The sequence below is a fragment of the Pseudomonas sp. GD04015 genome, from assembly GCF_029837675.1.
Classification (GTDB): Bacteria; Pseudomonadota; Gammaproteobacteria; order Pseudomonadales; family Pseudomonadaceae; genus Aquipseudomonas; species Aquipseudomonas paralcaligenes.
In genome coordinates, this window is the sequence record NZ_JAOEEE010000005.1 from 179,715 (window position 1) to 201,365 (window position 21,651).

The 21,651-nt window shown below is 67.7% G+C and carries 27 protein-coding genes; 15 read left to right on the forward strand and 12 right to left on the reverse strand.

What is annotated here, in order from left to right; all coding sequences use genetic code 11:
* Positions 1 to 85 precede the first annotated feature (85 nt).
* The 8 genes from hisI to N7640_RS06400 all read left to right on the forward strand — a co-directional run bounded on the left by hisI (position 86) and on the right by N7640_RS06400 (position 5,208).
* Positions 86 to 484, forward strand: coding sequence for a phosphoribosyl-AMP cyclohydrolase (gene hisI / locus N7640_RS06365; protein ID WP_220816139.1), 399 nt, complete (start codon positions 86 to 88; stop codon positions 482 to 484).
* The gene (locus N7640_RS06370) at positions 477 to 809 is read left to right on the forward strand and encodes a phosphoribosyl-ATP diphosphatase (protein ID WP_043311115.1); all 333 of its coding nucleotides are present in this window, start codon (positions 477 to 479) and stop codon (positions 807 to 809) included. The genes hisI and N7640_RS06370 overlap by 8 nt, the downstream gene beginning before the upstream one ends.
* 22 nt (positions 810 to 831) lie before the next feature.
* The gene (locus N7640_RS06375; protein WP_279901784.1) at positions 832 to 1,083 is read left to right on the forward strand and encodes a twin-arginine translocase TatA/TatE family subunit; all 252 of its coding nucleotides are present in this window, start codon (positions 832 to 834) and stop codon (positions 1,081 to 1,083) included.
* A 3-nt stretch (positions 1,084 to 1,086) separates the two neighbouring features.
* The gene (gene tatB / locus N7640_RS06380) at positions 1,087 to 1,452 is read left to right on the forward strand and encodes a Sec-independent protein translocase protein TatB (protein WP_279901783.1); all 366 of its coding nucleotides are present in this window, start codon (positions 1,087 to 1,089) and stop codon (positions 1,450 to 1,452) included.
* A complete protein-coding gene (gene tatC, locus N7640_RS06385; protein ID WP_279901782.1) occupies positions 1,449 to 2,234 on the forward strand; it encodes a twin-arginine translocase subunit TatC in 786 nt (261 codons plus the stop codon). The genes tatB and tatC overlap by 4 nt, the downstream gene beginning before the upstream one ends.
* On the forward strand, positions 2,231 to 2,938 hold the full coding sequence (locus N7640_RS06390) for a 16S rRNA (uracil(1498)-N(3))-methyltransferase (protein WP_279901781.1): 708 nt from the start codon (positions 2,231 to 2,233) through the stop codon (positions 2,936 to 2,938). The genes tatC and N7640_RS06390 overlap by 4 nt, the downstream gene beginning before the upstream one ends.
* A gap of 227 nt (positions 2,939 to 3,165) precedes the next feature.
* Positions 3,166 to 4,026: a hypothetical protein gene (locus N7640_RS06395; RefSeq protein WP_279901780.1), complete on the forward strand. Its 861-nt coding sequence runs from the start codon at positions 3,166 to 3,168 to the stop codon at positions 4,024 to 4,026.
* 18 nt (positions 4,027 to 4,044) lie between these two features.
* Complete coding sequence (locus N7640_RS06400; protein ID WP_279901779.1) at positions 4,045 to 5,208, forward strand: hypothetical protein; 1,164 nt, start codon at positions 4,045 to 4,047, stop codon at positions 5,206 to 5,208.
* A 24-nt stretch (positions 5,209 to 5,232) separates the two neighbouring features.
* Here the strand turns inward: N7640_RS06400 and N7640_RS06405 are convergent, their stop codons facing one another.
* From N7640_RS06405 to pip, 5 genes are all read right to left on the reverse strand, one after another.
* Complete coding sequence (locus tag N7640_RS06405) at positions 5,233 to 5,967, reverse strand: amino acid ABC transporter ATP-binding protein (protein WP_279901778.1); 735 nt, start codon at positions 5,965 to 5,967, stop codon at positions 5,233 to 5,235.
* Positions 5,960 to 6,922: an amino acid ABC transporter permease gene (locus tag N7640_RS06410; protein WP_279901777.1), complete on the reverse strand. Its 963-nt coding sequence runs from the start codon at positions 6,920 to 6,922 to the stop codon at positions 5,960 to 5,962. The genes N7640_RS06405 and N7640_RS06410 overlap by 8 nt, the downstream gene beginning before the upstream one ends.
* A gap of 93 nt (positions 6,923 to 7,015) precedes the next feature.
* Positions 7,016 to 7,807, reverse strand: a complete 792-nt coding sequence (locus tag N7640_RS06415) for a transporter substrate-binding domain-containing protein (protein ID WP_279901776.1) — start codon at positions 7,805 to 7,807, stop codon at positions 7,016 to 7,018.
* Between the two features lie 156 nt (positions 7,808 to 7,963).
* A complete protein-coding gene (gene dtd, locus N7640_RS06420) occupies positions 7,964 to 8,401 on the reverse strand; it encodes a D-aminoacyl-tRNA deacylase (protein ID WP_279901775.1) in 438 nt (145 codons plus the stop codon).
* Complete coding sequence (pip, locus tag N7640_RS06425; protein ID WP_220816150.1) at positions 8,398 to 9,369, reverse strand: prolyl aminopeptidase; 972 nt, start codon at positions 9,367 to 9,369, stop codon at positions 8,398 to 8,400. The genes dtd and pip overlap by 4 nt, the downstream gene beginning before the upstream one ends.
* 88 nt (positions 9,370 to 9,457) lie before the next feature.
* On the opposite strand from pip, the gene N7640_RS06430 reads away from it, so the two are divergent.
* Positions 9,458 to 9,889, forward strand: coding sequence for a hypothetical protein (locus N7640_RS06430; protein ID WP_279901774.1), 432 nt, complete (start codon positions 9,458 to 9,460; stop codon positions 9,887 to 9,889).
* A 63-nt stretch (positions 9,890 to 9,952) separates the two neighbouring features.
* On the opposite strand, the gene N7640_RS06435 is transcribed toward N7640_RS06430, so the two are convergent.
* Entirely contained in the window at positions 9,953 to 10,504 is a 552-nt protein-coding gene (locus N7640_RS06435) for an isoprenylcysteine carboxylmethyltransferase family protein (RefSeq protein ID WP_279901773.1), read from the reverse strand.
* Between the two features lie 82 nt (positions 10,505 to 10,586).
* Between N7640_RS06435 and N7640_RS06440 the strand changes: the two genes are divergently transcribed.
* Genes N7640_RS06440 through N7640_RS06465 form a run of 6 tightly spaced genes read left to right on the forward strand, consistent with a single transcriptional unit; the run spans position 10,587 to position 14,969 of the window.
* Positions 10,587 to 10,994: a beta-hydroxyacyl-ACP dehydratase gene (locus tag N7640_RS06440; protein ID WP_279901772.1), complete on the forward strand. Its 408-nt coding sequence runs from the start codon at positions 10,587 to 10,589 to the stop codon at positions 10,992 to 10,994.
* Positions 10,987 to 11,871: an ABC transporter ATP-binding protein gene (locus tag N7640_RS06445; protein WP_279901771.1), complete on the forward strand. Its 885-nt coding sequence runs from the start codon at positions 10,987 to 10,989 to the stop codon at positions 11,869 to 11,871. Before N7640_RS06440 ends, N7640_RS06445 begins: the two co-directional genes overlap by 8 nt.
* The gene (locus tag N7640_RS06450; protein WP_279901770.1) at positions 11,868 to 13,052 is read left to right on the forward strand and encodes an ABC transporter permease; all 1,185 of its coding nucleotides are present in this window, start codon (positions 11,868 to 11,870) and stop codon (positions 13,050 to 13,052) included. The genes N7640_RS06445 and N7640_RS06450 overlap by 4 nt, the downstream gene beginning before the upstream one ends.
* Positions 13,037 to 13,300, forward strand: coding sequence for an acyl carrier protein (locus tag N7640_RS06455; RefSeq protein ID WP_279901769.1), 264 nt, complete (start codon positions 13,037 to 13,039; stop codon positions 13,298 to 13,300). Before N7640_RS06450 ends, N7640_RS06455 begins: the two co-directional genes overlap by 16 nt.
* On the forward strand, positions 13,297 to 14,406 hold the full coding sequence (locus N7640_RS06460; RefSeq protein ID WP_279901768.1) for a beta-ketoacyl synthase N-terminal-like domain-containing protein: 1,110 nt from the start codon (positions 13,297 to 13,299) through the stop codon (positions 14,404 to 14,406). The genes N7640_RS06455 and N7640_RS06460 overlap by 4 nt, the downstream gene beginning before the upstream one ends.
* A complete protein-coding gene (locus N7640_RS06465) occupies positions 14,403 to 14,969 on the forward strand; it encodes a hypothetical protein (RefSeq protein WP_279901767.1) in 567 nt (188 codons plus the stop codon). The genes N7640_RS06460 and N7640_RS06465 overlap by 4 nt, the downstream gene beginning before the upstream one ends.
* Here the strand turns inward: N7640_RS06465 and dctD are convergent.
* The 6 genes from dctD to rfbB are packed head-to-tail and all read right to left on the reverse strand — an operon-like array spanning position 14,966 to position 21,517.
* Positions 14,966 to 16,327: a two-component system response regulator DctD gene (gene dctD / locus N7640_RS06470; protein WP_279901766.1), complete on the reverse strand. Its 1,362-nt coding sequence runs from the start codon at positions 16,325 to 16,327 to the stop codon at positions 14,966 to 14,968. The genes N7640_RS06465 and dctD overlap by 4 nt on opposite strands.
* Complete coding sequence (locus tag N7640_RS06475; protein ID WP_279901765.1) at positions 16,324 to 18,132, reverse strand: ATP-binding protein; 1,809 nt, start codon at positions 18,130 to 18,132, stop codon at positions 16,324 to 16,326. Before N7640_RS06475 ends, dctD begins: the two co-directional genes overlap by 4 nt.
* Positions 18,133 to 18,175: 43 nt before the next feature.
* Positions 18,176 to 19,045, reverse strand: a complete 870-nt coding sequence (rfbD, locus tag N7640_RS06480) for a dTDP-4-dehydrorhamnose reductase (protein WP_279901764.1) — start codon at positions 19,043 to 19,045, stop codon at positions 18,176 to 18,178.
* On the reverse strand, positions 19,042 to 19,587 hold the full coding sequence (gene rfbC, locus N7640_RS06485; protein ID WP_279901763.1) for a dTDP-4-dehydrorhamnose 3,5-epimerase: 546 nt from the start codon (positions 19,585 to 19,587) through the stop codon (positions 19,042 to 19,044). Before rfbC ends, rfbD begins: the two co-directional genes overlap by 4 nt.
* The gene (rfbA, locus tag N7640_RS06490) at positions 19,584 to 20,456 is read right to left on the reverse strand and encodes a glucose-1-phosphate thymidylyltransferase RfbA (protein ID WP_220816163.1); all 873 of its coding nucleotides are present in this window, start codon (positions 20,454 to 20,456) and stop codon (positions 19,584 to 19,586) included. Before rfbA ends, rfbC begins: the two co-directional genes overlap by 4 nt.
* A complete protein-coding gene (gene rfbB / locus N7640_RS06495; RefSeq protein WP_279901762.1) occupies positions 20,453 to 21,517 on the reverse strand; it encodes a dTDP-glucose 4,6-dehydratase in 1,065 nt (354 codons plus the stop codon). The genes rfbA and rfbB overlap by 4 nt, the downstream gene beginning before the upstream one ends.
* Positions 21,518 to 21,651: the final 134 nt, after the last annotated feature.

The window sequence follows — 21,651 nt, forward strand, 5'->3', positions numbered from 1 at the left end:
CCGTCCATGGCTGGCACACTTGGCCTTTCATAACCGGCGTACGCAAGCGCCTTGGAAAGAGCCCCGAAACGGGCGGAATGCAGAAATGACCGACTGGCTCGACGAAATCAACTGGAACGAGGATGGCCTGGTTCCCGCCATCGCCCAGGACCACAAGACCGGGCGGGTGCTGATGATGGCCTGGATGAACCGCGAAGCCCTCGCGCTCACCGCCGCCGAGCAGCGCGCCATCTATTGGTCACGTTCCCGTGGCAAGCTGTGGCGCAAGGGCGAGGAGTCCGGTCACGTGCAGAAGCTGCATGAGCTGCGCCTGGACTGCGATGCCGACGTGATCATCCTGCTGGTCGAACAGCTCGGTGGCATCGCCTGCCACACCGGGCGCGAAAGCTGCTTCTACCGGGTCTTCGAGAACGGTGCATGGCACACCGTCGACCCGGTGCTGAAAGACCCGCACGCCATCTACCAGGAACACAAGCATGAGTGACACCCTGACCCGCCTGGCCGAGGTGCTGGAGGCGCGCAAGGGCGCGGCGCCGGACAGTTCCTATGTGGCCAGCCTGTACCACAAGGGCCTGAACAAGATCCTGGAGAAGGTCGGCGAGGAGTCGGTCGAGACCATCCTGGCGGCCAAGGACGCCGCCGCCAGCGGTGACTGCAGCGACCTGATCTACGAAACCGCTGACCTGTGGTTCCACAGCCTGGTCATGCTCGCCGCCCTCGGCCAGCATCCGCAGGCCGTGCTGGACGAGCTGGACCGGCGCTTCGGCCTTTCCGGGCACGACGAGAAAGCGGCGCGCCCCACTTCCTGAATTCATTGCGAGGACTGATTGCATGGGCATTTTTGACTGGAAACACTGGGTCGTCATCCTGATCGTGGTGGTGCTGGTATTCGGCACCAAGCGCCTGAAGAACCTGGGCTCCGACCTGGGCGAGACCATCAAGGGCTTCCGCAAGGCGATGAACACCGACGACGAGAAACCCGAGCCGCAACAGCCGGCCCCGGCCGCCAGCGAGCAGCTGCACAAGCCGCAGACCATCGACGCCCAGGCGCAGAAGGTCGAAGAGCCGGCGCGCAAGGACTGACGCGTGTTCGATATCGGCTTTTCGGAACTGCTGCTGGTCGGGCTAGTGGCGCTGATCGTCTTCGGCCCCGAGCGCCTGCCCGGCGCCGTGCGCACCGCCGGCCTGTGGATCGGCCGGCTGAAGCGCAGCTTCAACGCCATCAAGGCGGAAGTGGAGCGCGAAGTCGGCGCCGATGAAATCCGCCGGCAGCTGCATAACGAGCAGATCCTGCAACTGGAGCGCGAGCTGAAGCAGTCGATCCAGCCGCCGACGCCAGCTGCGCCCGAGCCGACAGTGGCCAATCCGCAGGAAGAGCCGCCCGCGGCTCAGCCCGCGCCCGCCGACAACGCCACTCCCCCGGCCAACCCGGAGCCGCCGCGCCAGCCATGACCGATCCGAATACCGAGATGCCCCTGGTAGCGCACCTCACCGAGCTGCGCTCGCGCCTGCTGCGCTGCGTGATCGCCATCTTCATCGTGTTCGCCGGGCTGTTCTACTTCGCCCAGGACATCTACACCTTCGTCTCGGCGCCGCTGCGTGCCTACTTGCCGGAAGGCGCGACGATGATCGCCACCGGCGTCGCCTCGCCCTTCCTCACCCCGTTCAAGCTGACGGCCTGGTGCTCGCTGTTCCTCGCCGTGCCGATCATCCTGCATCAGGTATGGGGCTTCATCGCCCCGGGGCTGTACAAGCACGAGAAGCGCGTCGCCCTGCCGCTGCTGGTTTCCAGCATCTTCCTGTTCTACGGTGGCATGGCCTTCGCCTACTTCCTGGTGTTCCCGCTGATGTTCCACTTCTTCGCCAGCGTGACCCCGGACGGGGTGGCGATGATGACGGACATCAACGAATACCTGGACTTCGTCCTGACCCTGTTCTTCGCCTTCGGCGTGGCCTTCGAGATACCGGTGGCGACCTTCCTGGTGCTCTGGGTCGGCATCGTCGACATCGACACCCTGCGCAAGAGCCGGCCCTACGTGATCGTCGGCTGCTTCGTGGTCGGCATGGTCCTCACCCCACCGGACATCTTCTCGCAGACATTGCTGGCCGTGCCCATGTGGCTGCTGTTCGAGGTCGGCGTGTTCTTCGGCGGCCTGGTGCGCAAGCGCAGCGACCATGAGGACGCCCAGCCCGAAGAGCAACCCGACGACCAGCCACCCGCACCGCTGCAATGAACCTGCTGCTGCTGGAGGACGCCGACTTCGTCGCGGCAGACCGCGCCGTGCTCGAAGGCCGGCGCCTGAAGCACCTGCACGAAGTGCATCGCGCCGAGACCGGCGACCAGCTGCGGGTCGGCCGCCTCGGCGGCGCGATGGGCCGCGGCACGCTGCTGGCGCTGGACGAGCGCCACGCCGAGCTGCGTGTCGAACTGGACCAGCCGCCACCGGCCAAACTGCCCCTGACCCTGCTGCTGGCTCTGCCGCGCCCCAAGATGCTCAAGCGTGTGCTGCAGACCGTGGCGTCCATGGGCGTGCCGCGCCTGGTGCTGCTCAACAGCTATCGGGTGGAAAAGAGCTTCTGGCAGACTCCCTTCCTCGAACCCGCCGCCATCCACGAGCAACTGATCCTCGGCCTGGAACAGGCCCGCGACACGGTGCTGCCCGAGGTCGTCATCGAGAAGCGCTTCAAGCCCTTCGTCGAAGACCGCTTGCCGGCCATCGCCGCCGGCACCCTGGGCCTGGTCGGCCACCCCGGCGACTTCCCGCCCTGCCCCCGCGCAGTGGCTGCCCCCGTCACCCTGGCCATCGGCCCGGAAGGCGGCTGGATTCCCTACGAGGTGGACAAACTGCGCGAAGCGGGACTCGCGCCGGTGCAGCTGGGCGAGCGCATCCTGCGGGTGGAAACGGCGGTCACGGCGCTGCTGGCGCGGCTGTTCTGAGATTCGCCTCGGAGCACTCAAGCACGCCCCAAAGCGTGACGAGGCCCATGGAAAGTCCGGGCGCACTGTGCAGAATGTCACTGCCCTGAAATGCAGTGGAAACAAATCTCACCCGCCTCTAATGGCCAGCACGGAAGCTGGAACCCCTCCTACGCCGGATCGATCTTGCCTCGCCCTGATCATGGCAGCTAGGAAGAACAGCTCCCGCCAACGCAAAGGATTGCGTCATGTCGAAAAAACCGTCCGTTGAAGAATTCCTGAATGCGCCAGGGGTCAGGTACACCGACCTCTGTTTCTCCTGCGCAAATGATAATCCTGACTTAGTCAAAGCTATCGCAGACCGCACCAATACCCCTTCCATCATCTCCCAAGGTCTAACTCCTCTCTGCGGCCCGGCCGCCTTCATGTACTGCGTGGCCAAGCATCACAAGGAGGTCTACAAGCGCTACGTAGTGGAACTGCTACTCCATGGCGAAGCGAAACTGGGGCAGCTGCACGTCAAGCCCAGCCTGGCCTGCCGCAATGGCTCGGCAAAAAAAATTAATCCTGTGGACTGGGTGGCACTGGCCAGCCTGCGCGACTCATCCAATGGCCTACTGAGCATGAGCAGCGGAGGCTCGAACATGGCGGGCATCACAGCAGCCGGGCAGATGGTCGAATGGTTCGAATCCTGCGGACTGTTCAGCGGCGCCGACAGCAAGGTCAACTATGTTTTCGGCGGTTCGGCGAAAACACTCATGGAAGCCAATCAGCACCATGGCTCAGGTAGCCTGGTCTGCCTGCTGATCCGCGCGGCGATTCTCGGCCCTGTCGCGGGAACGTTACCACTCGACAAGCTGAAAAAGGGCACACCTAAAACCTTTCTAGGCACGCCCGACCACTGGATCGTGCTTGGCTCGCCCATCCGGGTCGGCAGGGACAGCTGGACTCCTTCCAGCTATGGATCGGAGAAATTCCTCAATTCCCTTCTCGAGTTCGAATGCTACACCTGGGGCGATGGCAATCATCGCTCCAGCCACAGGATCGCAAACCTCACCGTCAGGCAGTTCCTGCCGTACTTCTATGGCTACGTGCACGTAGTCCTATAACCCTCGTGAGACATCACCATGCTGCGACTCATCTGCCTATTTCTTCTGGCTTTCGGGCTGGCCACAAACCCTGCTTTGGGCGACGGTGATATCGAGAGCCAGCGCACTAGCGCCAAGCCGTTGATACCGATCAACAGCGGATCAACTTCCAAGGCGTTGAAAACGGTGGCCTACACCCCGGACGGTAAACATTACTTGATAGGCGACCTCTTCGCCGGCATTGGTATTTTTAGTACTGCGCAAGCAACCCTGGTTACCGAAGAGCCCATCAAGGCGCTCTTCGCGGGAAATCCTCCCGGCGATCCAGAATATGCCGCCACGGCACAGAGCCTCTGGTACGCCGGTATCATCGACAGCAATACCTACTACTATGCCGCTGGGGATATGGGTATCAAGCCGCACGACTTCCGCGTGAATATCCAGCAGATAAACCCACCCAAGCGCCTGCATACCCACCGCCCCCCCGGTTTAAGCGACACTCGTCCGGTTCGAGCAAACCGCACCTACATCAACTACCCCGACACCCTGGTCAACTGGCATACCGGTCAGGAATATCCCGTCAGGACATTCAGCCCGGCCGGCTTCGACCATGCTCTGACAGACAGCGGCAAGGTCTTCTCGACCAGCTACCCCAGCAATTGGGCGATGCTCTACGACCCGCTCAGCGACAGTAGCATCCAGTGGAAGCTGGGCATCTCTCCCGGAGAGGCCGTGCTCACGCGCGGCAGCCGCCATGTCGTGGCACAGGATTCGGACGGCGCCTGCCGGGTATGGCCACTGCCCGAACTGAAACCGGTGCAACACTGCGGCCGCGCGCCCTGGTTCGCCAGCGATGGCAACGTCGAGCTGGTCACCGATCCCGCCGGTGATCATTTCGCCGCCGCATGGCGCGAGCGCGTGCAGGTCTACCAGGTCGAGCCTTACCGGCGCACGTTTGAGTTGGAGATGAACAACAACGTGCTGGCCATGGCGCTCTCCGCCAACGGGCGCCTGGCCATCTCCAGCCAGCAGGATGCCGTCGAGGTGTGGGACATCCCCAGTCGAAAACTGCTGGGGCGGATCGCCACCGACACCTTCCCCCGCCTGCTGGCCATTTCGCCCTCGGGCGACGAAATACTGGTACACGACAGGACCCTGCTGCGCCTGCGTGTACCCGAGCCGGACGCTCACCCGCAGGAGTGACGCCCAAGCGCCGACGCAAGCGCTCTACAGCACCTGGCGCAGGAAACTCTGTGCCCGCGCATCCTGAGGCTGGGCGAAGAACTGCGCTGGCGGCGCGTCTTCCAACAGCTTACCGTGATCGAAGAACAGCACGCGGTCGGCCACCTCGCGGGCGAAGCCCATTTCGTGGGTGACGCAGACCATGGTCATGCCCTCCTGGGCCAGTTGCTTCATCACGTCCAGCACCTCGCCGACCATTTCCGGGTCGAGGGCCGAGGTCGGCTCGTCGAACAGCATCACTTTCGGGTCCATGCACAGGGCACGGGCGATGGCCACGCGCTGCTGCTGGCCGCCGGACAGGCGCGACGGATACTCGTGGGCCTTCTGCGCGATGCCGACCTTGGCCAGCAGCGTCTGGGCCTTGGCCTCGCGCTCAGCCTTGCCGCGCTTGCGCACGATCTTCTGCGCCAGGCACAGGTTCTCCAGCACGGTCATGTGCGGGAACAGGTTGAAGTGCTGGAACACCATGCCCACCTCGCGGCGGTAGGCGTTCACGTCGGTCTTCGGGTTGGCCAGGTCGACGCCGTCGATACTCACCGAGCCATCGTCCAGCTCCTCCAGGCCGTTGAGGCAGCGCAGGAAGGTGGACTTGCCGGAGCCCGAGGGGCCGATCACCACCACCACCTCGCCGCGCTGGACGGTGGTGCTGACATTGTCCACCGCGCGCACTTCGTGGCCGCGGGCGTCGAAGACTTTCACCAGGTTGCGGACTTCAATCACTTTTCCCGAGCCTCCGCTCCAGGCGGCTGGCGACTTGCGACAGCGGCAGGTTGATGACGAGGTAGAGCGCGGCGACGCAGAACCAGATCTCGAAGGTGGAGAACGAGGTGGTGATGGCTTCGCGGCCGCTCTTGGTCAGTTCGGTGATGGCGATCACCGAGACCAGCGAGGTGTCCTTGACCAAACTGATGAACTGCCCGGCCAGCGGCGGCAGCACGCGCTTGAAGGCCTGCGGCAGGATCACGTGGCGCATCGACTGGCCGGCGGTCAGGCCCAGCGAACGCGCCGCCTCACCCTGGCCGCGGGCCACCGACTGCACGCCGGCACGGATGATCTCGCCGACGTAGGCGCCGGTGAACAGCGCCAGTGCGGCGACCCCGGCGAACTCGCGGGACAGGTTGAGCACGGTGCCGATGAAGAAGTAGAAGATGAATATCTGCACCAGCAGCGGCGTACCGCGCACCAGTTCGACGTAGACGGTGGACAGGTCGCGCAGGGTCGGGTTGCTGGACAACCGGCACAGGCCGGTGGCCAGGCCGATCACCAGCGCCATCGCCCCGGAGGCCACGGAGATCCACAGGGTGGTCCACAGCCCCCAGAGCAGCGGGCCGGCGGCCCACTGGCGGGTGACGCCGATCTCGTCGCCCTCGCTGACATCGTCGCCCTCGGCCACCCGCAGGCTGTCGCTGGCGACTTCGAGCACCTGCTCCTCGCCGCCCTCGGCGGTCAGGGTCACGCGGCTCAGGCCGCCCGCTTCGGTGACGGCACTGACGCTGCCGTAGTCGGCAGAGCGCTGGGCTTCCTCGGCCTGGTAGGCGAAGTACTGCGGCACGCGGTTCCAGTGCCACTCGTAGGAGATCAGCGAGGTGGAGTACCACAGGCCCCAGGCCACCAGGGCCAGGATCAGCCCGGTGAGGATGTGCCAGGGCCAGGTACGACGATGTTTTCTAATCACGGGAAATCTCGCTCATGGCGGGGAACAGAAACAGGCCCGACCTTGTGGGCCGGGCCTGTCGTCACCAGCGAGGACCGAAGTCCGACGCGGGGCTTATTCCATCTCTTTCAGCCAGTCGTTCTTCTTGAACCACTTGGTGTGGATGCGCTCGTAGGTGCCGTCGTGCTTGATCTGGTGCAGCCAGTTGTTGATCCAGTTGATGCTGTCGTAGTCGCCCTTCTTCAGGCCGAAGGCCAGCGGCTCGAAGGTGAACGGCTCGTCGAGGAACACCAGCTTGCCGGCGCCGGCCTTGTTCACCGCCACCACGTTGTAAGGCGCGTCGTAGATGAAGGCGTCGGCCTTGCCGTTGACCACGTCCATCACCGCTTCCTGCTCGTTGTCGAAGCCGTGGTACTGGGCCTTGGCGATCAGGCGCTTGGCGACCATCTCGCCGGTGGTACCGATCTTCGAGGTGATGCGGTACTTGGCGTCGTTGAGGTCCTTGTAGGACTTGATCTCGCCTTGCAGCTCCTTGCGGATCAGCAGCGTCTGACCGACCACGATGAAGGGCTCGGGGAAGTTGACCCGCAGGTTGCGCTCCTGGGTCACGGTCATGCCGGAGCCGATCATGTCGAACTTGTCGGTGAGCAGGGCCGGGATGATGCCGTCGTAGCTGGTGGACACCAGTTCCAGCTTGACGCCCATGGCCTTGGCCATGGCCTTCAGCAGGTCGACTTCGAAACCGATGATCTCGCCGCGCTTGTTGGTCATCTCGAACGGCATGTAGGTCGGGTCCATGCCGACGCGCAGGGTGCCGCGCTTGACCGCGTCGTCGACCATGCCGGCATGGGCCATGCCGGTCACCGCGCAAGCGGAAAGCAGCAGAGATGCGAGAAACTTCTTCATTCCTATCTCCTAGGGGACAACTCGATTTTCAAGGACGCGCGCCCACGGACACCGGGGCAAGGCGAGCAATCCTAACCGCCCGGACAGTGGATGGCGAGTCGCAAAGCAGGCAGGAATCGGGCCAGGTCGCCGTGCCGACGACCGGTAGCGAGGCGCTCAGACCTCAAGCAGGAAGGTCACCGGCCCGTCATTGACCAGGTGTACCTGCATGTCCGCGCCGAAGCGGCCGGTGGCCACCTGCGGATGCTGCTCGCGGGCCAGGGCCACCAGTTGCTCGAACAGGGCCAGGCCCTGGGCCGGCGGCGCCGCGCTGGAGAAGCTCGGGCGCAGGCCGCTCTTGGTGTCGGCGGCCAGGGTGAACTGGGAGACCAGCAGCAGGCCTCCGTTCACGTCGGTCAGCGACAGGTTCATCTTGCCCGCATCGTCGGAGAACACCCGGTAGTTGAGCAGCCGCTGCAGCCCCTTGGCGCTGGTCGCCGCGTCGTCCTGCGGCTCGATGCCGACCAGCGCCAGCAGGCCCTGGTCGATGGCGCCGACGATCTCTCCCGCGACTTCGACGCGGGCGCCACGCACCCGCTGGATCAGCAGCTTCACGCGTCTTCCAGGGGCAGGTCGAGCAGGCGCCGGGCCATCTGGTCGGCGGCGCGCACCAAGGCATCGGTGATACCCGGCTCGGCAGCAGCATGGCCGGCGTCGCGGATGATCTGCAGCTCGCTGTTGGGCCAGGCCTGGTGCAGGGCCCAGGCATTGTCCAGCGGGCAGATCACGTCGTAGCGGCCGTGCACGATCACGCCCGGCAGGTGGGCGATCTTCGGCATGTCGCGCAGCAACTGGTCTTCCTCGAGGAAGGCATTGTTGACGAAGTAGTGGCACTCGATGCGCGCGATCGACAGGGCGCGATGCGGCTCGGTGAAGCGGTCGACCACCTGCGGATTGGGCCGCAGAGTGGCGGTGTGGCCCTCCCAGCAGGACCAGGCCTTGGCCGCGTGCATCTGGGCGATCTGGTCCGGCCCGGTGAGACGCTTGTAGAAGGCCTGCATCAGGTCGCCGCGCTCCTCGGCCGGAATTGGCGCCACGTAGTCTTCCCAGTAATCGGGGAACAGGCGGCTGGCGCCCTCCTGGTAGAACCAGTCGAACTCCTGCGGGCGGCACAGGAAGATGCCGCGCAGGATCAGCGCATGCACGCGATCCGGGTGGCTCTGGGCGTAGGCCAGGGACAGGGTCGAGCCCCAGGAGCCGCCGAACAGCACCCACTTGTCGATGCCCAGGTGCTCGCGGATACGCTCCATGTCGGCCACCAGGTCCCAGGTGGTGTTGCCCTCCAGGCTGGCGTGCGGCGTGGAACGGCCGCAGCCGCGCTGGTCGAAGGTGATGATGCGGTACAGGTTGGGGTCGAAGTAGCGACGGCTGGCGGCATCGCAGCCGGCGCCGGGGCCGCCGTGGACGAACAGCACCGGCAGGCCGTCCGGAGAACCGCTCTCGTCCACGTAGAGGACGTGCGGCTCCGCCACCGCCAGTTCATGGCGGGCGTGGGGTTTGATCTCCGGATACAAAGTCAGCATGGCGCACTCCCGAGTCTGTGCGTAGTTTCCCTGGGTCCACCTCGGACCGACCCTGCCGGGCATCATAACCATGAATCGGGAGTTGAACATGCCTACCCAGCGATTTGCCCTGCCTTTTCTGCTGATCTGCGCCCTGCTCGTCGGCTGTGCGCCAAGCGATCCGCAGGCCGAGCTGGAGGCGGCCGTCCAGCGCCTGCAGGACGAGCTGGAGGCCAAGCGCAGCGACGAGGTGCTGGACCTGCTGCACCCGCAGTTCAGCGCCCGCCAGGAGTTCGACCGGGACTGGGCGCGGCGCACCATGGCGCTGCTGTTCCTGCGCCACAAGCAGGTGCGGGTGATCGCCATCGGCGCCCGCAGCGAACTCGACCCCACCTACAGCGACCGGGGCCACACCCGCGCCGAGGTGGCCCTGACCGGCGCCGAGGGACTGATCCCGGACAGCGCCCGCCACTACAGCGTGAAGCTGGAATGGTGGCGGGAGGGCGACGCGTGGAAGCTGGCGCGACTGGACTGGGAATGACCGTAGGGCGGGTGAAACCCGCGTTTCAACTCGAAATACGCGGGTTTCACCCGCCCTCGTCTGCTAGAAGACGTAGGGGATGAACATCCGGCTGCGGCTCATGTACTCGCGATAGGCCTCGCCGAAGTAGTCCAGGCACTCGGCCTCGTCGCGCCGCGCGGCCAGGTAGAGCAGCACACTGGCCACCAGGCCCAAGAGCAGGGTGACGCCATGCAAGTCCTTGCAGACGATGCCCCAGGTCAGCAGCAGCAGCGAACAGAACAGCGGATGGCGGATGAAGCGGTAGATGCCGCCGGTGACCAGCCGCGAGGTGCGCTCGAAGGCGTACAGCTCGTCGTCCTGGCGCTGCTCGCCGGGCCGGCCGTCGCGGCGCAGTTGGTAGAGGCCGAGGAACAACACGGTCAGCGAACCGAACAGCAGCACCCAGGACACCTTCTGGTGCAGCGCGTAGCGGTCCTCGAACCAGACCGGTGCGTTGAGCACCAGCAGCGCCAGCATCGCCTCCCAGGCGAGGAAGCGATAGAAGCCGTGGGACCGGGGGTTGCGCAGCGTGCGCCAGGAAATGCCGAGCAATATCAGCGAACCGACCAGAAAACCCACCACCTGCATCCACATCCCTCGTTCCTCCCTCTGCCGCTTCGCCAGCCGCGCCCAGGCCTCTGATACACTGCCGGCCTCACAGTTCCTGGCGTACGCAATGGACCGCACCCAACTGCACAGCCTGCTGCCGCACCAGGGCCCCGCCCTGTGGCTGGACGCCCTGCTCGGCCACGACTCCGGTCGCATCGAGGGATTGTCCGCCTGGCATCACCTGGCGGCCTTCGGCGCGGACGCCTCGCCCTGCCTGCTGTTCGAGGCCGCCGCCCAGCTGTGCGCCGCGCATGGTGCCCTATATGGCGAGGATAGCGCCATCGACATGGCGCTGGTGGGCAAGCTGTCCCAGTTGCAGCTGCACTTCGAGCCGCCGCGCCGCGAGGGCGAGCTGCGTGTCGCCGCCACTCAGGAGGCGCTGAGCCCGGCCGGTGCCCTCTACGCCTTCAGCATCCACACCGGGCAGCGCCTGCTGCTGGATGGCAAGCTCCTGCTGGTGCTGGTCCGTGCTTGAGCTGATCGACCTTTCCCACCGCTACCCCGGCGCCGATGCCCCGGCCCTGCAGGGCATCGACCTGCAACTGCGCCCCGGCCAGTGCCTGGGCCTGCTCGGCAGCAACGGCGCCGGCAAGACGACCCTGCTGTCCCTGCTGGCCGGCGTGCTGCCGCTGCAGCGGGGCGAAATCCGCTGGGACGGCGAGCGCAGCCTCGGCCTGGTGCCGCAGCAGTTGGCCTTCTATGCCGAGCTGAAGGTGCGCGAGAACCTCGAACTGTTCGCCGACCTCTACCGCCTGCGTGGCGCCGAGCGCGCCCGCCGCCTGGAACTGTGCATCGCCAGCACCGCCCTGGAAGACAAGCTGCCGCGCCGCGCCGCGCGCCTGTCCGGCGGCGAGCAGCGCCGCCTGAACTTCGCCATCGGTCTGCTGCAACCGGCGCGCCTGTACCTGTTCGACGAAGCCACGGTCGGCGTCGACGCGGCCAGCCGCCAGCTGCTGCTGGCCGCCGTGGAGCGGCTGACCGCCGAGGGCCACGGGGTGATCTACACGAGCCACTACCTGGACGAGGTCGAGCGGGTCGCCCAGCGCATCCTGCTGCTGCACGAAGGCCGGGTGCGTCTGGACCTGGACAGCCGCCAGCTGCTCGACGACGGCCACGGCCTGTTGTTGGAGTGGCAGGACGCCGAGCCGGCCGGCCTGCAAGAGCTGCTGGCACGCCTGCACCTGGTGGCCGAGCCGCTGCCGGGCGGCCTGCGCATTCCCGCCCTGGATGGCCCGCAGCTGCTGGAGATCACACGTTTCCTCGCCGACCGGCCCGGGCTGCCGCGCCTGCTGCGCTTCGGCCGCCCGTCGCTGGAACAGCTCTACCTGCGCCTCAACGGAGGCCGCCTATGAGGCTGCTGGCCCTGGTGCGCAAGGAGCTCCTGCTGCTGCTGCGCGACCCCCATGCGCTGGCCGTGCTGTTCATCATGCCGACCCTGTTCCTGGTGCTGATGGCCGGCGCCATGTCCAACTACCTGCAGGACAAGCCGCCGGCCCTGCGCCTGACGCTAGAAACGCCCCAGGCCAGCGCCTACAGCGAATTCTTCCACGCCGCCCTGGCCGCCCAGCTGCCGGGCAGCGAGCTGCTGGACCACGGCGATGCGCGCAGCACGCGGATCGACCTGCCGGCCGACTTCGCCGACACCCTGCTGCAGGACGAGCAGCCGGGGCTGGCCCTGAGCTTCCCGCCGCAGCTGGACAAGCTGTCGCGCCAGCACCTGCGCGGCGCGGTGCGCATCGCCCTGGCGCAGACCCGTCTGCTCGCCTTCCTTGAGGACAGTGGCGACGTGGACGCCAGCCTGCCGCTGGCCGAGCGCTTGGCCCTGGTCCAGCAGCGCACCCAGAGCCGGGTCGAGGAACACGAGCTGCTGGCCAGCGGCGACCTCAGCGGCCGGGCCAACGCCAGCCAGCTGAGCGTGCCGGCCTGGCTGATCTTCGGCATGTTCTTCGTCGCCCTGCCGATGGCCGGCGGCTTCCAGCGCGAGCAGCAGAGCGGCGCACTGCTGCGCTTCCGCGCCCTCGACCTGAGCCTGGCCACCCTGGCCCTGAGCAAGCTGCTGCCGTACCTCGCCATCAACCTGGTGCAGTTCGCCCTGCTGCTGGCCATCGGCGTCTACGGCCTGCCGCTGCTTGGCCTGCAGGGCCTGACCTTGCCCGGCAGCCCAGCGGCCTACCTGCTGCTCGCCATCAGCCTGACCCTCGCTACCTGCGGCCTAGGCCTGCTGCTGGCCGGCCTGGCACGCAGCGCCGAACAGGCGTTGTTGCTCGGCGGCGGGATCAATATCATCCTCGCCGCGCTGGGCGGCATCATGGTGCCGAAGAGCGTGATGCCGGCGGCCATGGGCCAGCTGGCGGAAATCTCGCCGATGAGCTGGGCGCTGGACGCCTTCCTCACCCTGCTGGTGGGCCAGGGCTCGGTCGCCGACATCGCCCCCTACTGCCTCCGCCTGCTGCTGATGGCCGCCCTGCTCGGCGGCGGCGGATGGCTCCTGTTCCGAAGACGAGTGCAGCAAACGCAATGGACGACCTACTAGAACAACAACTCAAGCAACTGCTGATTCGTGAGTGCGACAAGGAAGACGACATCGACTGGCAGAGCATCGCCGACGACGAACCGCTGTTCGGCGCCAAGAGCCGCGTGCAGATGGACAGCCTGGACGCCCTGCAGGTGTCGCTGGCCTTGCAGCAGCACTACGGCGTGCGCATCGAGGGCGCCAAGGACGGCCGCAAGATCCTCGCCAGCATCGCCGACATCGCCGCCTATATCCGTAAGCAGCGGTGAAGCCGGTCTACCTGCAGCGCGGCACCCTGCACAGCGCCCTGGGCGCCGACCTGGGTGAAGCGGCGAGCAACCTGCTGTCCGACTGCAAGCCGCAGCCGCGCCCGTTCCTACTGCATGAGCTGCGGCAGGAACGTCCCTACTTCGCCGTAGCCGATGACGAGACGCTGGATGCGCGCCTGGATCGCCTGCTGGCCGAGACCCTGGGCGACGCGCCGGCCGACGACTGCCTGCTGATCGTCGCCAGCACCGCGCTGGACATCACCGAGCTGGAGGCGCGGGCGGCCGAGGAAGACGGCTTCCGCTTCGAGCACTCCACGCCGCTGGACCTGATGGCCGAGCGGCTGCGCCAGCGCCACGGTTTCCTCGACGCCTTCACCCTCAACACCGCCTGTACCAGCGCCGCCAACGGCCTGCTCTACGGCGCGCGGCTGATCGGGGCCGGGCAGTACCCCAGGGTGCTGGTGCTGGCCTTCGAGACACCCAGCGCCATTGCCCAACAGGGCTTCGGCGCTCTCGACCTGATCAGCCCCAGCGGCGCCTACCGCCCCTTCCACCCGCAGCGCGACGGCCTGATCCTCGGCGAATGCTACTGCGCCGCCCTGCTCGGCCCGGAGCCCGGCCCGGCGCCGCTGGGCAGGCTGCTCGGCGGCTTCAGTGCCTGCGACACCAGCAGCCTGACCACCACCCGCGAGGACGGCAGCCATATCGACTGGGTGATGCAGCGCGCACTGAACACAGCCGGCGTCGCGGCCGGGCAGATCGGCCTGGCCAAGCTGCACGGCACCGCCACCGGCGCCAACGACCTGGCCGAAAGCGCCGGCATGCACCTGCTCTACCCCGAGGCCATGCCGCCGATGGCCGCGCTCAAGCCCTGGCTCGGCCACACCCTCGGCGCCTGCGGCCTGAGCGAGCCCCTGCTGCTGCTCGCCGCCCTGCGCCGGGGCGCGCTGCCGGCGCTGGACTACGCCGGCGAGGCGCTGCTGCCACTGCCGGCCACGCCGACGGCCATCGCCCCGGATGCCCTGCTGCTGGCCAACTTCTTCGGCTTCGGCGGCAACAACGCCAGCTTGGTCCTGCAGGGCTGTCTTACGGGAGAACAGTCATGACTGTCATCGCCGCCAGCGAGATCAGCGGCAGCGCCGCCCTCGACGACAAGGCGCTGAAGGCCGCCCTGGGCCAGTACCTGAGCAGCCCGCCACGGCGCATCGACCGCCTGATCTTCCAGGCCCTGCTCGGCGCCGCCCTGCTCAAGGACCGGGTGCGAAGCGACTGCGGCCTCTACCTGGCCTCGCGCCACCCGGCGCGGCCGACCATGGGCGCGCTGCTCGACGCCGTGTGCGTGCAGCAGCGCCAGCCCAAGCCCTTCGAGTTCGTCAACAGCGTGAGCAACGCCGCCGGCTTCCACGTCGCCCAGCAGCTGGGACTGGAGGGACCGAACCTGTTCATCGGCGCCGGGCCGCGGGTGTGGCCACAGCTGCAGCGGCTGGCCGCGCTGGACCTGGCCGACGGAGGCGTCAGCCAGGCGTTGCTGCTGGAAGTGGAAGACCTGGGCGACTTCCGGGTGCGGGCCGTACTGCTGGAAGGCGCCAAGGGCGCTCCGGCGGCCGGCTTCGACGAACTGACGGCCGGGATCGAGCTGCGCCGGCTGGACCTGCACGCCTCCGTCTAGTCCTCGTCGCCGCCGGAATCCAGGCCGTGCTTGCGCAGCTTGTCGTGCAGCGTCTTGCGCGGCAGGCCCAGGGCCTCGGCCAGGCTGCGCACGGAGCTATGCCCCTTGGCCATCTCGGCGGCAATCAGCGCCTTCTCGTAGGCCTCCACCCGCTCGCCCAGGCTCTGCCCGTCGTCGCCGGCCGGCAACGCGCCGCCGGGCAGGTCCAGGCCCAGGTCCAGCCCCATGGCGAAACGCTCCGCGGCGTTCTGCAGCTCGCGCACGTTGCCCGGCCAGGCGTGGCTGAGCAGCTGGGCGCGCTGCCCCGTCTGCAACTCGCGGGGCGGCAGGCCGTGACGCTGGGCAGCGGCCTCGGCGTGGTGCTGAAACAGCAGCAGGATGTCCGCGCCGCGCTCGCGCAGCGGCGGGATGCGCAGCGGCGCGACGTTGAGCCGGTAGTACAGGTCGGCGCGGAAGCGCCCCTGGTCGGCGGCGGCGCGCAGGTCCTCCTTGGTCGCGGCGATCACCCGGATGTCCAGCGGGATCAGCTGGTTGCCGCCCAGCCGTTCGACCACGCGCTCCTGCAGCAGGCGCAGCAGCTTGACCTGCACGTCCGGGCTCATGCTCTCGATCTCGTCGAGGAACAGGGTACCGCCGTTGGCGAACTCGAATTTGCCGATGCGCCGCTTCTGCGCGCCGGTGAAGGCGCCCGGCTCGTGGCCGAACAGCTCGCTCTCCACCACCGATTCGGCCAGCGCGCCGGCATTGATCGCCACGAAGGGCCCCTTGCGGCGTGCGGAAAGGTCGTGCAGGGCGCGGGCCACCACCTCCTTGCCCGCCCCGGTCTCGCCGAGGATCAGCACGTCGGTGTGGATGGCGGCCAGCGCACCCACCTGCTCGCGCAGGCGCTGCATGGGCGCGGACTGGCCGATCAGGCGGCCACCCAGCTCGTCGCGGTCGGCCAGGGCCAGGCGCAGGCTGCGGTTCTCCAGCACCAGGCGGCGCAGCTCCAGCGCGCGGCGCACGCCGTCGAGCAGGGCCTCGCTGGCGAACGGCTTCTCCAGGAAGTCGTAGGCGCCGGCGCGCATGGCCTGCACCGCCAGCGGCACGTCGCCATGGCCGGTGATCAGCAGCACCGGCAGTCCGGCATCCCGTTCGTGGAGCTGCTCCAGCAGCTGCATGCCGTCCACGCCGGGCATGCGGATATCGCTGACCACCACGCCCGGCCAGTCCGGCGCGATGCGCTCGGCCACGCCGCGCGCGTCGGCCAGGGTCTCGACGCGCAGGCCGGCCAGATCGAGCGTCTGCGCCAGGGCCTGGCGCAGGTGTTCGTCGTCGTCGATCAGCAGGACCTGGGCGCGGTCGTCGATGGCAGTCATGAAAACTCCTCGGGAGGTTGCAGGTTGGCGCCGGGCTCGGCGCCGCGCAGCCGCAGGGTGACCCGCGCGCCACCGTCCGGGTGGTTGGCCAGCAGCAGCTCGCCGCCCAGGGCGCGCATCAGCGTCTCGCAGATGGCCAGGCCGAGGCCCAGGCCCTGGGTGCGGGTCTTGGTGGTGAAGAAGGGTTCGCGGGCATGGGCCAGGGCCTGCTCGCTGAAGCCGGGGCCGTTGTCGCGCAGGGTCAGGTCGACGCCCTCCGCGGTCGTCTCCACGCTCAGCCAGATGCGCCGGGGCGGCGCCTTCTCGGCGAGGGCGTCGAGGGCGTTGGACAGCAGGTTGCCGAGCACCTGGCGCAGCCGCGTCTCGCCCGCCTGCACCCACAGGGTGGCGTCCGGCAGGTCGCGGATCAGCTCCACCTCCAGCGCCCGGCGACGCTTGGCCACCAGGGCCAGGGCGTCTTCCAGCGCCGGTTGCAGCGCCACGCTCTCCGGCGCGTGGCGATCACGTCGGGCGAAGGCGCGCAGGTGGGCGATGATCGAGGCCATGCGCCCGGTCAGCTCGCTGATCTGCCGCAGGTTGCCGCGGGCGTCGTCCAGGCGCTGGTGGTCGAGCAGCACGCCCGCGTTGTCGGCGTAGCTGCGGATCGCCGCCAGCGGCTGGTTGAGTTCGTGGCTGATGCTGGCGCTCATGGTGCCGAGCGCGGTCAGCTTGCCGGCCTGCACAAGCTCGTCCTGGGTGCGCAGCAGCTCCTGCTGGGTCTGTTCGCGCTCCAGCACTTCGTCCTTGAGCCGGTTGTTCAGGGTCTCCAGGTCACGGGTACGCTCCAGCACGCGCATCTCCAGCTCGCGTCGTGCCTTGGCGTCCAGCGCGATGCGGTCGATGTAGTGGCGCCGCCGCTGCAGCAGCAGGCCGAGCATCAGCAGCCCGGCCAACAGCACCGCCCCGCCCACCACCAGGGTGGTCCGCACCGGGCGGTCCACCAGCTGGCGCGGCGCGAGCAGGCTGACGGTCAGCCCGCTCTCCGCCAGCTCCCGGCTCTGGATCAGCCAGGCGCGCTCGTCCAGGCGCAGCGGCGCGGGCGCCTGGGTCGGATAGGGCTGGTTGGCGACGATGGCGGCGCGCTCCGCGTTGTCCAGCTCGCGGGTGGCGCGGAAGCGCCAGTCCTGGCGCGAGGCGATGATCACCACGCCGTTGCTGTCGGTGACCATCAGCTGCTCGGGAGTGCTGCCCCAGAGCCGTTCCGAGTCGTCCAGATCGACCTTGACCACGAGGATACCGACCACCTCGTCGCCGTCCCGCACCGGGCTCGAGAAGAAGTAGCCGCGCTTGCGCGAGGTGGTGCCGAGGCCGAAGAAACGCCCGTGCTTGCCGGCCAGGGCCTCGCGGAAATACGGGCGATAGGTGAAGTCGCGACCGATGAAGCTGTCCATCTGGTCCCAGTTGGACGAGGTCAGGGTCAGCCCCTGCGGGCTCATCAGGTAGATCACGTCGGCACCGGTCTCGCGGCGCACCCGGTCCAGCAGCAGGTTGGCCGTCTCCTGCAGCTCATCGTCGTCCGGCGCGGCCAGCAGCGCCCGCAGGGGCGGCAGGTCGGCCAGGATGTAGGGCAGCGTCTCGTAGCGGCGCAGGGTGCCGTAGAGGTTGGCGACGTACAGGTCGAGGGTCTGCCGGTTCTGTTCGAGCAACTCGCCACGGTAGTAGCGCTCGGCGAAGTACTGCAGCGGCCACATCAGCGGGACGAGCAGCAGGGCCAGCAGGATCAGGCTGCGCCAGCGGGGGCGGTAGGGAGTGGCAGGCTGGGTCATGACGGTGCGCCGGGGTGATCGGCGCATTATGCACCGCCAGCCCTCAGCGCGGGCTGTTCAGGCACTCCAGCAGGGTCTGGTGCCAGTCGGGTAGCTCGATCTGCCATTCGTGCTGCAGACGCGAGCAGTCCAGGCGCGAGTTGGCCGGCCGTTGCGCCGGTGTCGGGTATTCGCTGGTGGCGATGGGCAGCAGGCGCGCGCAGGGCTTGCCCTGAGCCTTCAGCTGGGCGGCGATGGCCTCGGCGAAGCCGAACCAGGAGGTCTCGCCCTGCCCGGTCAGGTGGTAGGTGCCCCATTCGCCGGCGCGGCCCTCGCGCCAGTGGCGGACCAGCTCGGCCGTGGCCTGGGCGATGGTACCGGCCCAGGTCGGCGCGCCGATCTGGTCGGCCACCACGCGCAGCTCTTCACGCTCCTGCAGCAGGCGCTGCATGGTCAGCAGGAAGTTGCGCCCGTGCAGCGAGTACACCCAGCTGGTGCGCAGGATCAGGTGCTGGCCGCCGACCTCCCGGATCGCCTGCTCGCCGGCCAGCTTGCTGCGGCCGTAGACGCCCAGCGGGCCGGTGGCGTCGCTCTCGACGTAGGGCGAGGCCTTGCGGCCGTCGAACACGTAGTCCGTGGAGTAGTGGATCAGCGGAGCGCCCAGCGCAGCGGCTTCCTCCGCCAGCACTCCGGGCGCGCTGGCGTTGATCGCATGGGCCAGCTCGGGCTCGCTCTCGGCCTGGTCCACCGCGGTGTGGGCCGCAGCGTTGATCAGCAGGCCCGGCTGCAGCTCACGCACCTGGCGGCGAATGGCGTCGCCATCGGCCAGGTCGAGCTGTTCGTGGCCCAGCACCAGCAGCTCCGCCTCGGCGCCGAGGGCCAATTGCAACTCGCGGGAGACCTGGCCGTGGCGGCCGGTGATCAGCACTCTCATGGGAACAGCTCGGCATCGCGCAGGACAGGCGCGGCCTGGTCCTTGGCCGACAGCTGCGGCACGCCGTCGAACTGCCAGTCGATGGCCAGTTCCGGGTCGTCCCAGCGGATGCAACGCTCGTGGGCCGGCGCGTAGTAGTCGGTGGTCTTGTAGAGGAACTCGGCGTGCTCGCTCAGCACCACGAAGCCGTGGGCGAAGCCTTCCGGCACCCAGAGCTGGCGCTTGTTCTCGGCGGACAGGCGCACGCCGACCCACTGGCCGAAACCGGGCGAACTACGACGGATGTCCACGGCCACGTCCAGCACTTCGCCGGCGACCACGCGGACCAGTTTCCCCTGGGGCTGCTCGATCTGGTAGTGCAGGCCGCGCAGCACGCCACACGCGGAGCGGGAGTGGTTGTCCTGCACGAAGTCCCGGCGCACACCGGTAGCCTCTTCGAAGGCGCGGGCGTTGAAGCTCTCGTAGAAGAAGCCGCGCTCGTCCCCGAACACGCGGGGCTCGAGGATAAGCACCTCCGCGAGCCGTGTGGGGATGGCCTTCACCGCGTCTCTCCCGCCAGCTGGTAGAGGTACTGGCCATAGCCGGTCTTGCCGAAGGCCTTGGCCTGCTGCAGCAGGCATTCGCGGTCGATCCAGCCCTGCTGGTAGGCGACCTCCTCGGGGCAGGCGACCTTCAGCCCCTGGCGGTGCTCGATGGTCTGCACGTACTGGGAGGCCTCCAGCAGGCTGTCGTGGGTGCCGGTGTCGAGCCAGGCGAAACCGCGGCCGAGCTTCTCGACGCGGAGCTCGCCACGCTTCAGGTAGACGTTGTTGACGTCGGTGATCTCCAGTTCGCCCCGCGGCGAAGGCTTCACCGCCTTGGCGATGTCGATCACTTCGTTGTCGTAGAAGTACAGCCCGGTGACCGCGTAGCTGGACTTGGGCTTGGCGGGTTTCTCTTCGATGGAGATGGCGCGCCCCTGCTCGTCGTATTCGACGACGCCGAAGCGCTCCGGGTCCTTGACCCAGTAGCCGAACACGGTGGCGCCTTTCGGATTGCTGGCGGCCCGTTGCAGCTGCTCGGTGAAATGCTGGCCGTGGAAGATGTTGTCGCCGAGGATCAGGCAGACCGAATCCCCACCGATGAATTCCTCGCCGATCAGGAACGCCTGGGCCAGGCCGTCCGGCGACGGCTGTTCGGCATAGCTGAAGCGCACGCCGAACTGGCTGCCGTCACCCAGCAGGTTGCGGTACTGGGGCAGGTCCTGGGGGGTGGATATGATCAGGATGTCGCGGATGCCGGCGAGCATCAGCACCGAGACCGGGTAGTAGATCATCGGTTTGTCGTAGACCGGCAGCAGCTGCTTGGAAACCCCCAGGGTGATGGGGTGCAGCCGGGTGCCGGAACCTCCGGCGAGGATGATGCCTTTCATGCTGAAGCTCCTAGTCGCTCGCGTTGATAACTGCCGTCCTGCACGTGACGGCACCACTCCAGGTTGTCGAGGTACCACTGCACGGTCTTGCGCAGGCCGCTGGCGAAGGTTTCCTCCGGCACCCAGCCCAGTTCGCGCTGGATCTTGCCGGCGTCGATGGCGTAGCGCTGGTCGTGGCCCGGGCGGTCCTTGACGAAGGTGATCAGGTCCTCGTAGCGCGCCACGCCGGCGGGCTTGGCCGGGGCCAGCTCCTCCAGCAGGGCGCAGATGCCGCGCACCACGTCGATGTTGCGCTGCTCGTTGTGGCCACCGATGTTGTAGGTCTCGCCGACCTGCCCCTCGCTCACCACCTTGAGCAGGGCGCGGGCATGGTCCTCCACGAACAGCCAGTCGCGCACCTGCAGGCCGTCGCCGTATACCGGCAGGGGCTTGCCTTCCAGGGCGTTGAGGATCACCAGCGGGATCAGCTTCTCCGGGAAGTGGAAGGGGCCGTAGTTGTTGGAGCAGTTGGTGAGCAGCACCGGCAGCCCGTAGGTGCGCTGCCAGGCGCGTACCAGGTGGTCGGAAGCGGCCTTGCTCGCCGAATAGGGAGAACTGGGTGCGTAGGGCGTGGTCTCGGTGAACAGGTCGTCCACACCGTGCAGGTCGCCGTAGACCTCGTCGGTGGAGATGTGGTGGAAGCGGAAGGCCGCCTTGCGCGCCTCCGGCAGCGCCGCCCAGTAGGCGCGCGTCGCTTCCAGCAGGGCGTAGGTGCCGACGATGTTGGTCTGGATGAAGGCGGCCGGCCCGTCGATGGAACGGTCCACGTGCGACTCCGCGGCCAGGTGCATGATGGCGTCCGGCTGGAAGTCGGCGAGGGCCGCGCCCACCACGTCGCTGGCGGCGATGTCCGCCTGCAGGAAGCGGTAGCGCGGGCTGTCCGCGACCGACGCCAGGGACTCCAGGTTGCCGGCGTAGGTCAGCTTGTCGAGGTTGAGCACCTCGTGTTCGGTATTCCGGATCAGGTGGCGGATCAGAGCCGAGCCGATGAAACCGGCGCCGCCGGTGATCAGGATGCGCATGGATGTAGCCCTTGCAAGGTGTGGTTCTGCGTGGGGGCGCATGATACGCCATCCGGGGCCTCGCGGAAGCTCTCCCTGCCGCCCGATACGATGCTGACCGAACGGACAGCCACGGGTTGGCAGGGCTAGAATCG

Excerpts from the sequence above, each read along its gene's own strand:
- N7640_RS06390 (WP_279901781.1), top strand. The coding sequence starts at position 2,231 with ATGAACCTGCTGCTGCTGGAGGACGCCGACTTCGTCGCGGCAGACCGC.
- N7640_RS06465 (WP_279901767.1), top strand. The coding sequence starts at position 14,403 with ATGACTGTCATCGCCGCCAGCGAGATCAGCGGCAGCGCCGCCCTCGAC.
- N7640_RS06415 (WP_279901776.1), bottom strand. The coding sequence starts at position 7,807 with ATGAAGAAGTTTCTCGCATCTCTGCTGCTTTCCGCTTGCGCGGTGACC.
- rfbA (WP_220816163.1), bottom strand. The coding sequence starts at position 20,456 with ATGAAAGGCATCATCCTCGCCGGAGGTTCCGGCACCCGGCTGCACCCC.
- N7640_RS06430 (WP_279901774.1), top strand. The coding sequence starts at position 9,458 with ATGCCTACCCAGCGATTTGCCCTGCCTTTTCTGCTGATCTGCGCCCTG.
- tatC (WP_279901782.1), top strand. The coding sequence starts at position 1,449 with ATGACCGATCCGAATACCGAGATGCCCCTGGTAGCGCACCTCACCGAG.
- N7640_RS06395 (WP_279901780.1), top strand. The coding sequence starts at position 3,166 with ATGTCGAAAAAACCGTCCGTTGAAGAATTCCTGAATGCGCCAGGGGTC.
- N7640_RS06440 (WP_279901772.1), top strand. The coding sequence starts at position 10,587 with ATGGACCGCACCCAACTGCACAGCCTGCTGCCGCACCAGGGCCCCGCC.
- N7640_RS06370 (WP_043311115.1), top strand. The coding sequence starts at position 477 with ATGAGTGACACCCTGACCCGCCTGGCCGAGGTGCTGGAGGCGCGCAAG.
- rfbD (WP_279901764.1), bottom strand. The coding sequence starts at position 19,045 with ATGAGAGTGCTGATCACCGGCCGCCACGGCCAGGTCTCCCGCGAGTTG.
- dctD (WP_279901766.1), bottom strand. The coding sequence starts at position 16,327 with ATGACTGCCATCGACGACCGCGCCCAGGTCCTGCTGATCGACGACGAC.
- N7640_RS06455 (WP_279901769.1), top strand. The coding sequence starts at position 13,037 with ATGGACGACCTACTAGAACAACAACTCAAGCAACTGCTGATTCGTGAG.
- rfbB (WP_279901762.1), bottom strand. The coding sequence starts at position 21,517 with ATGCGCATCCTGATCACCGGCGGCGCCGGTTTCATCGGCTCGGCTCTG.
- N7640_RS06475 (WP_279901765.1), bottom strand. The coding sequence starts at position 18,132 with ATGACCCAGCCTGCCACTCCCTACCGCCCCCGCTGGCGCAGCCTGATC.
- pip (WP_220816150.1), bottom strand. The coding sequence starts at position 9,369 with ATGCTGACTTTGTATCCGGAGATCAAACCCCACGCCCGCCATGAACTG.
- N7640_RS06400 (WP_279901779.1), top strand. The coding sequence starts at position 4,045 with ATGCTGCGACTCATCTGCCTATTTCTTCTGGCTTTCGGGCTGGCCACA.
- N7640_RS06435 (WP_279901773.1), bottom strand. The coding sequence starts at position 10,504 with ATGTGGATGCAGGTGGTGGGTTTTCTGGTCGGTTCGCTGATATTGCTC.
- hisI (WP_220816139.1), top strand. The coding sequence starts at position 86 with ATGACCGACTGGCTCGACGAAATCAACTGGAACGAGGATGGCCTGGTT.
- N7640_RS06450 (WP_279901770.1), top strand. The coding sequence starts at position 11,868 with ATGAGGCTGCTGGCCCTGGTGCGCAAGGAGCTCCTGCTGCTGCTGCGC.
- N7640_RS06375 (WP_279901784.1), top strand. The coding sequence starts at position 832 with ATGGGCATTTTTGACTGGAAACACTGGGTCGTCATCCTGATCGTGGTG.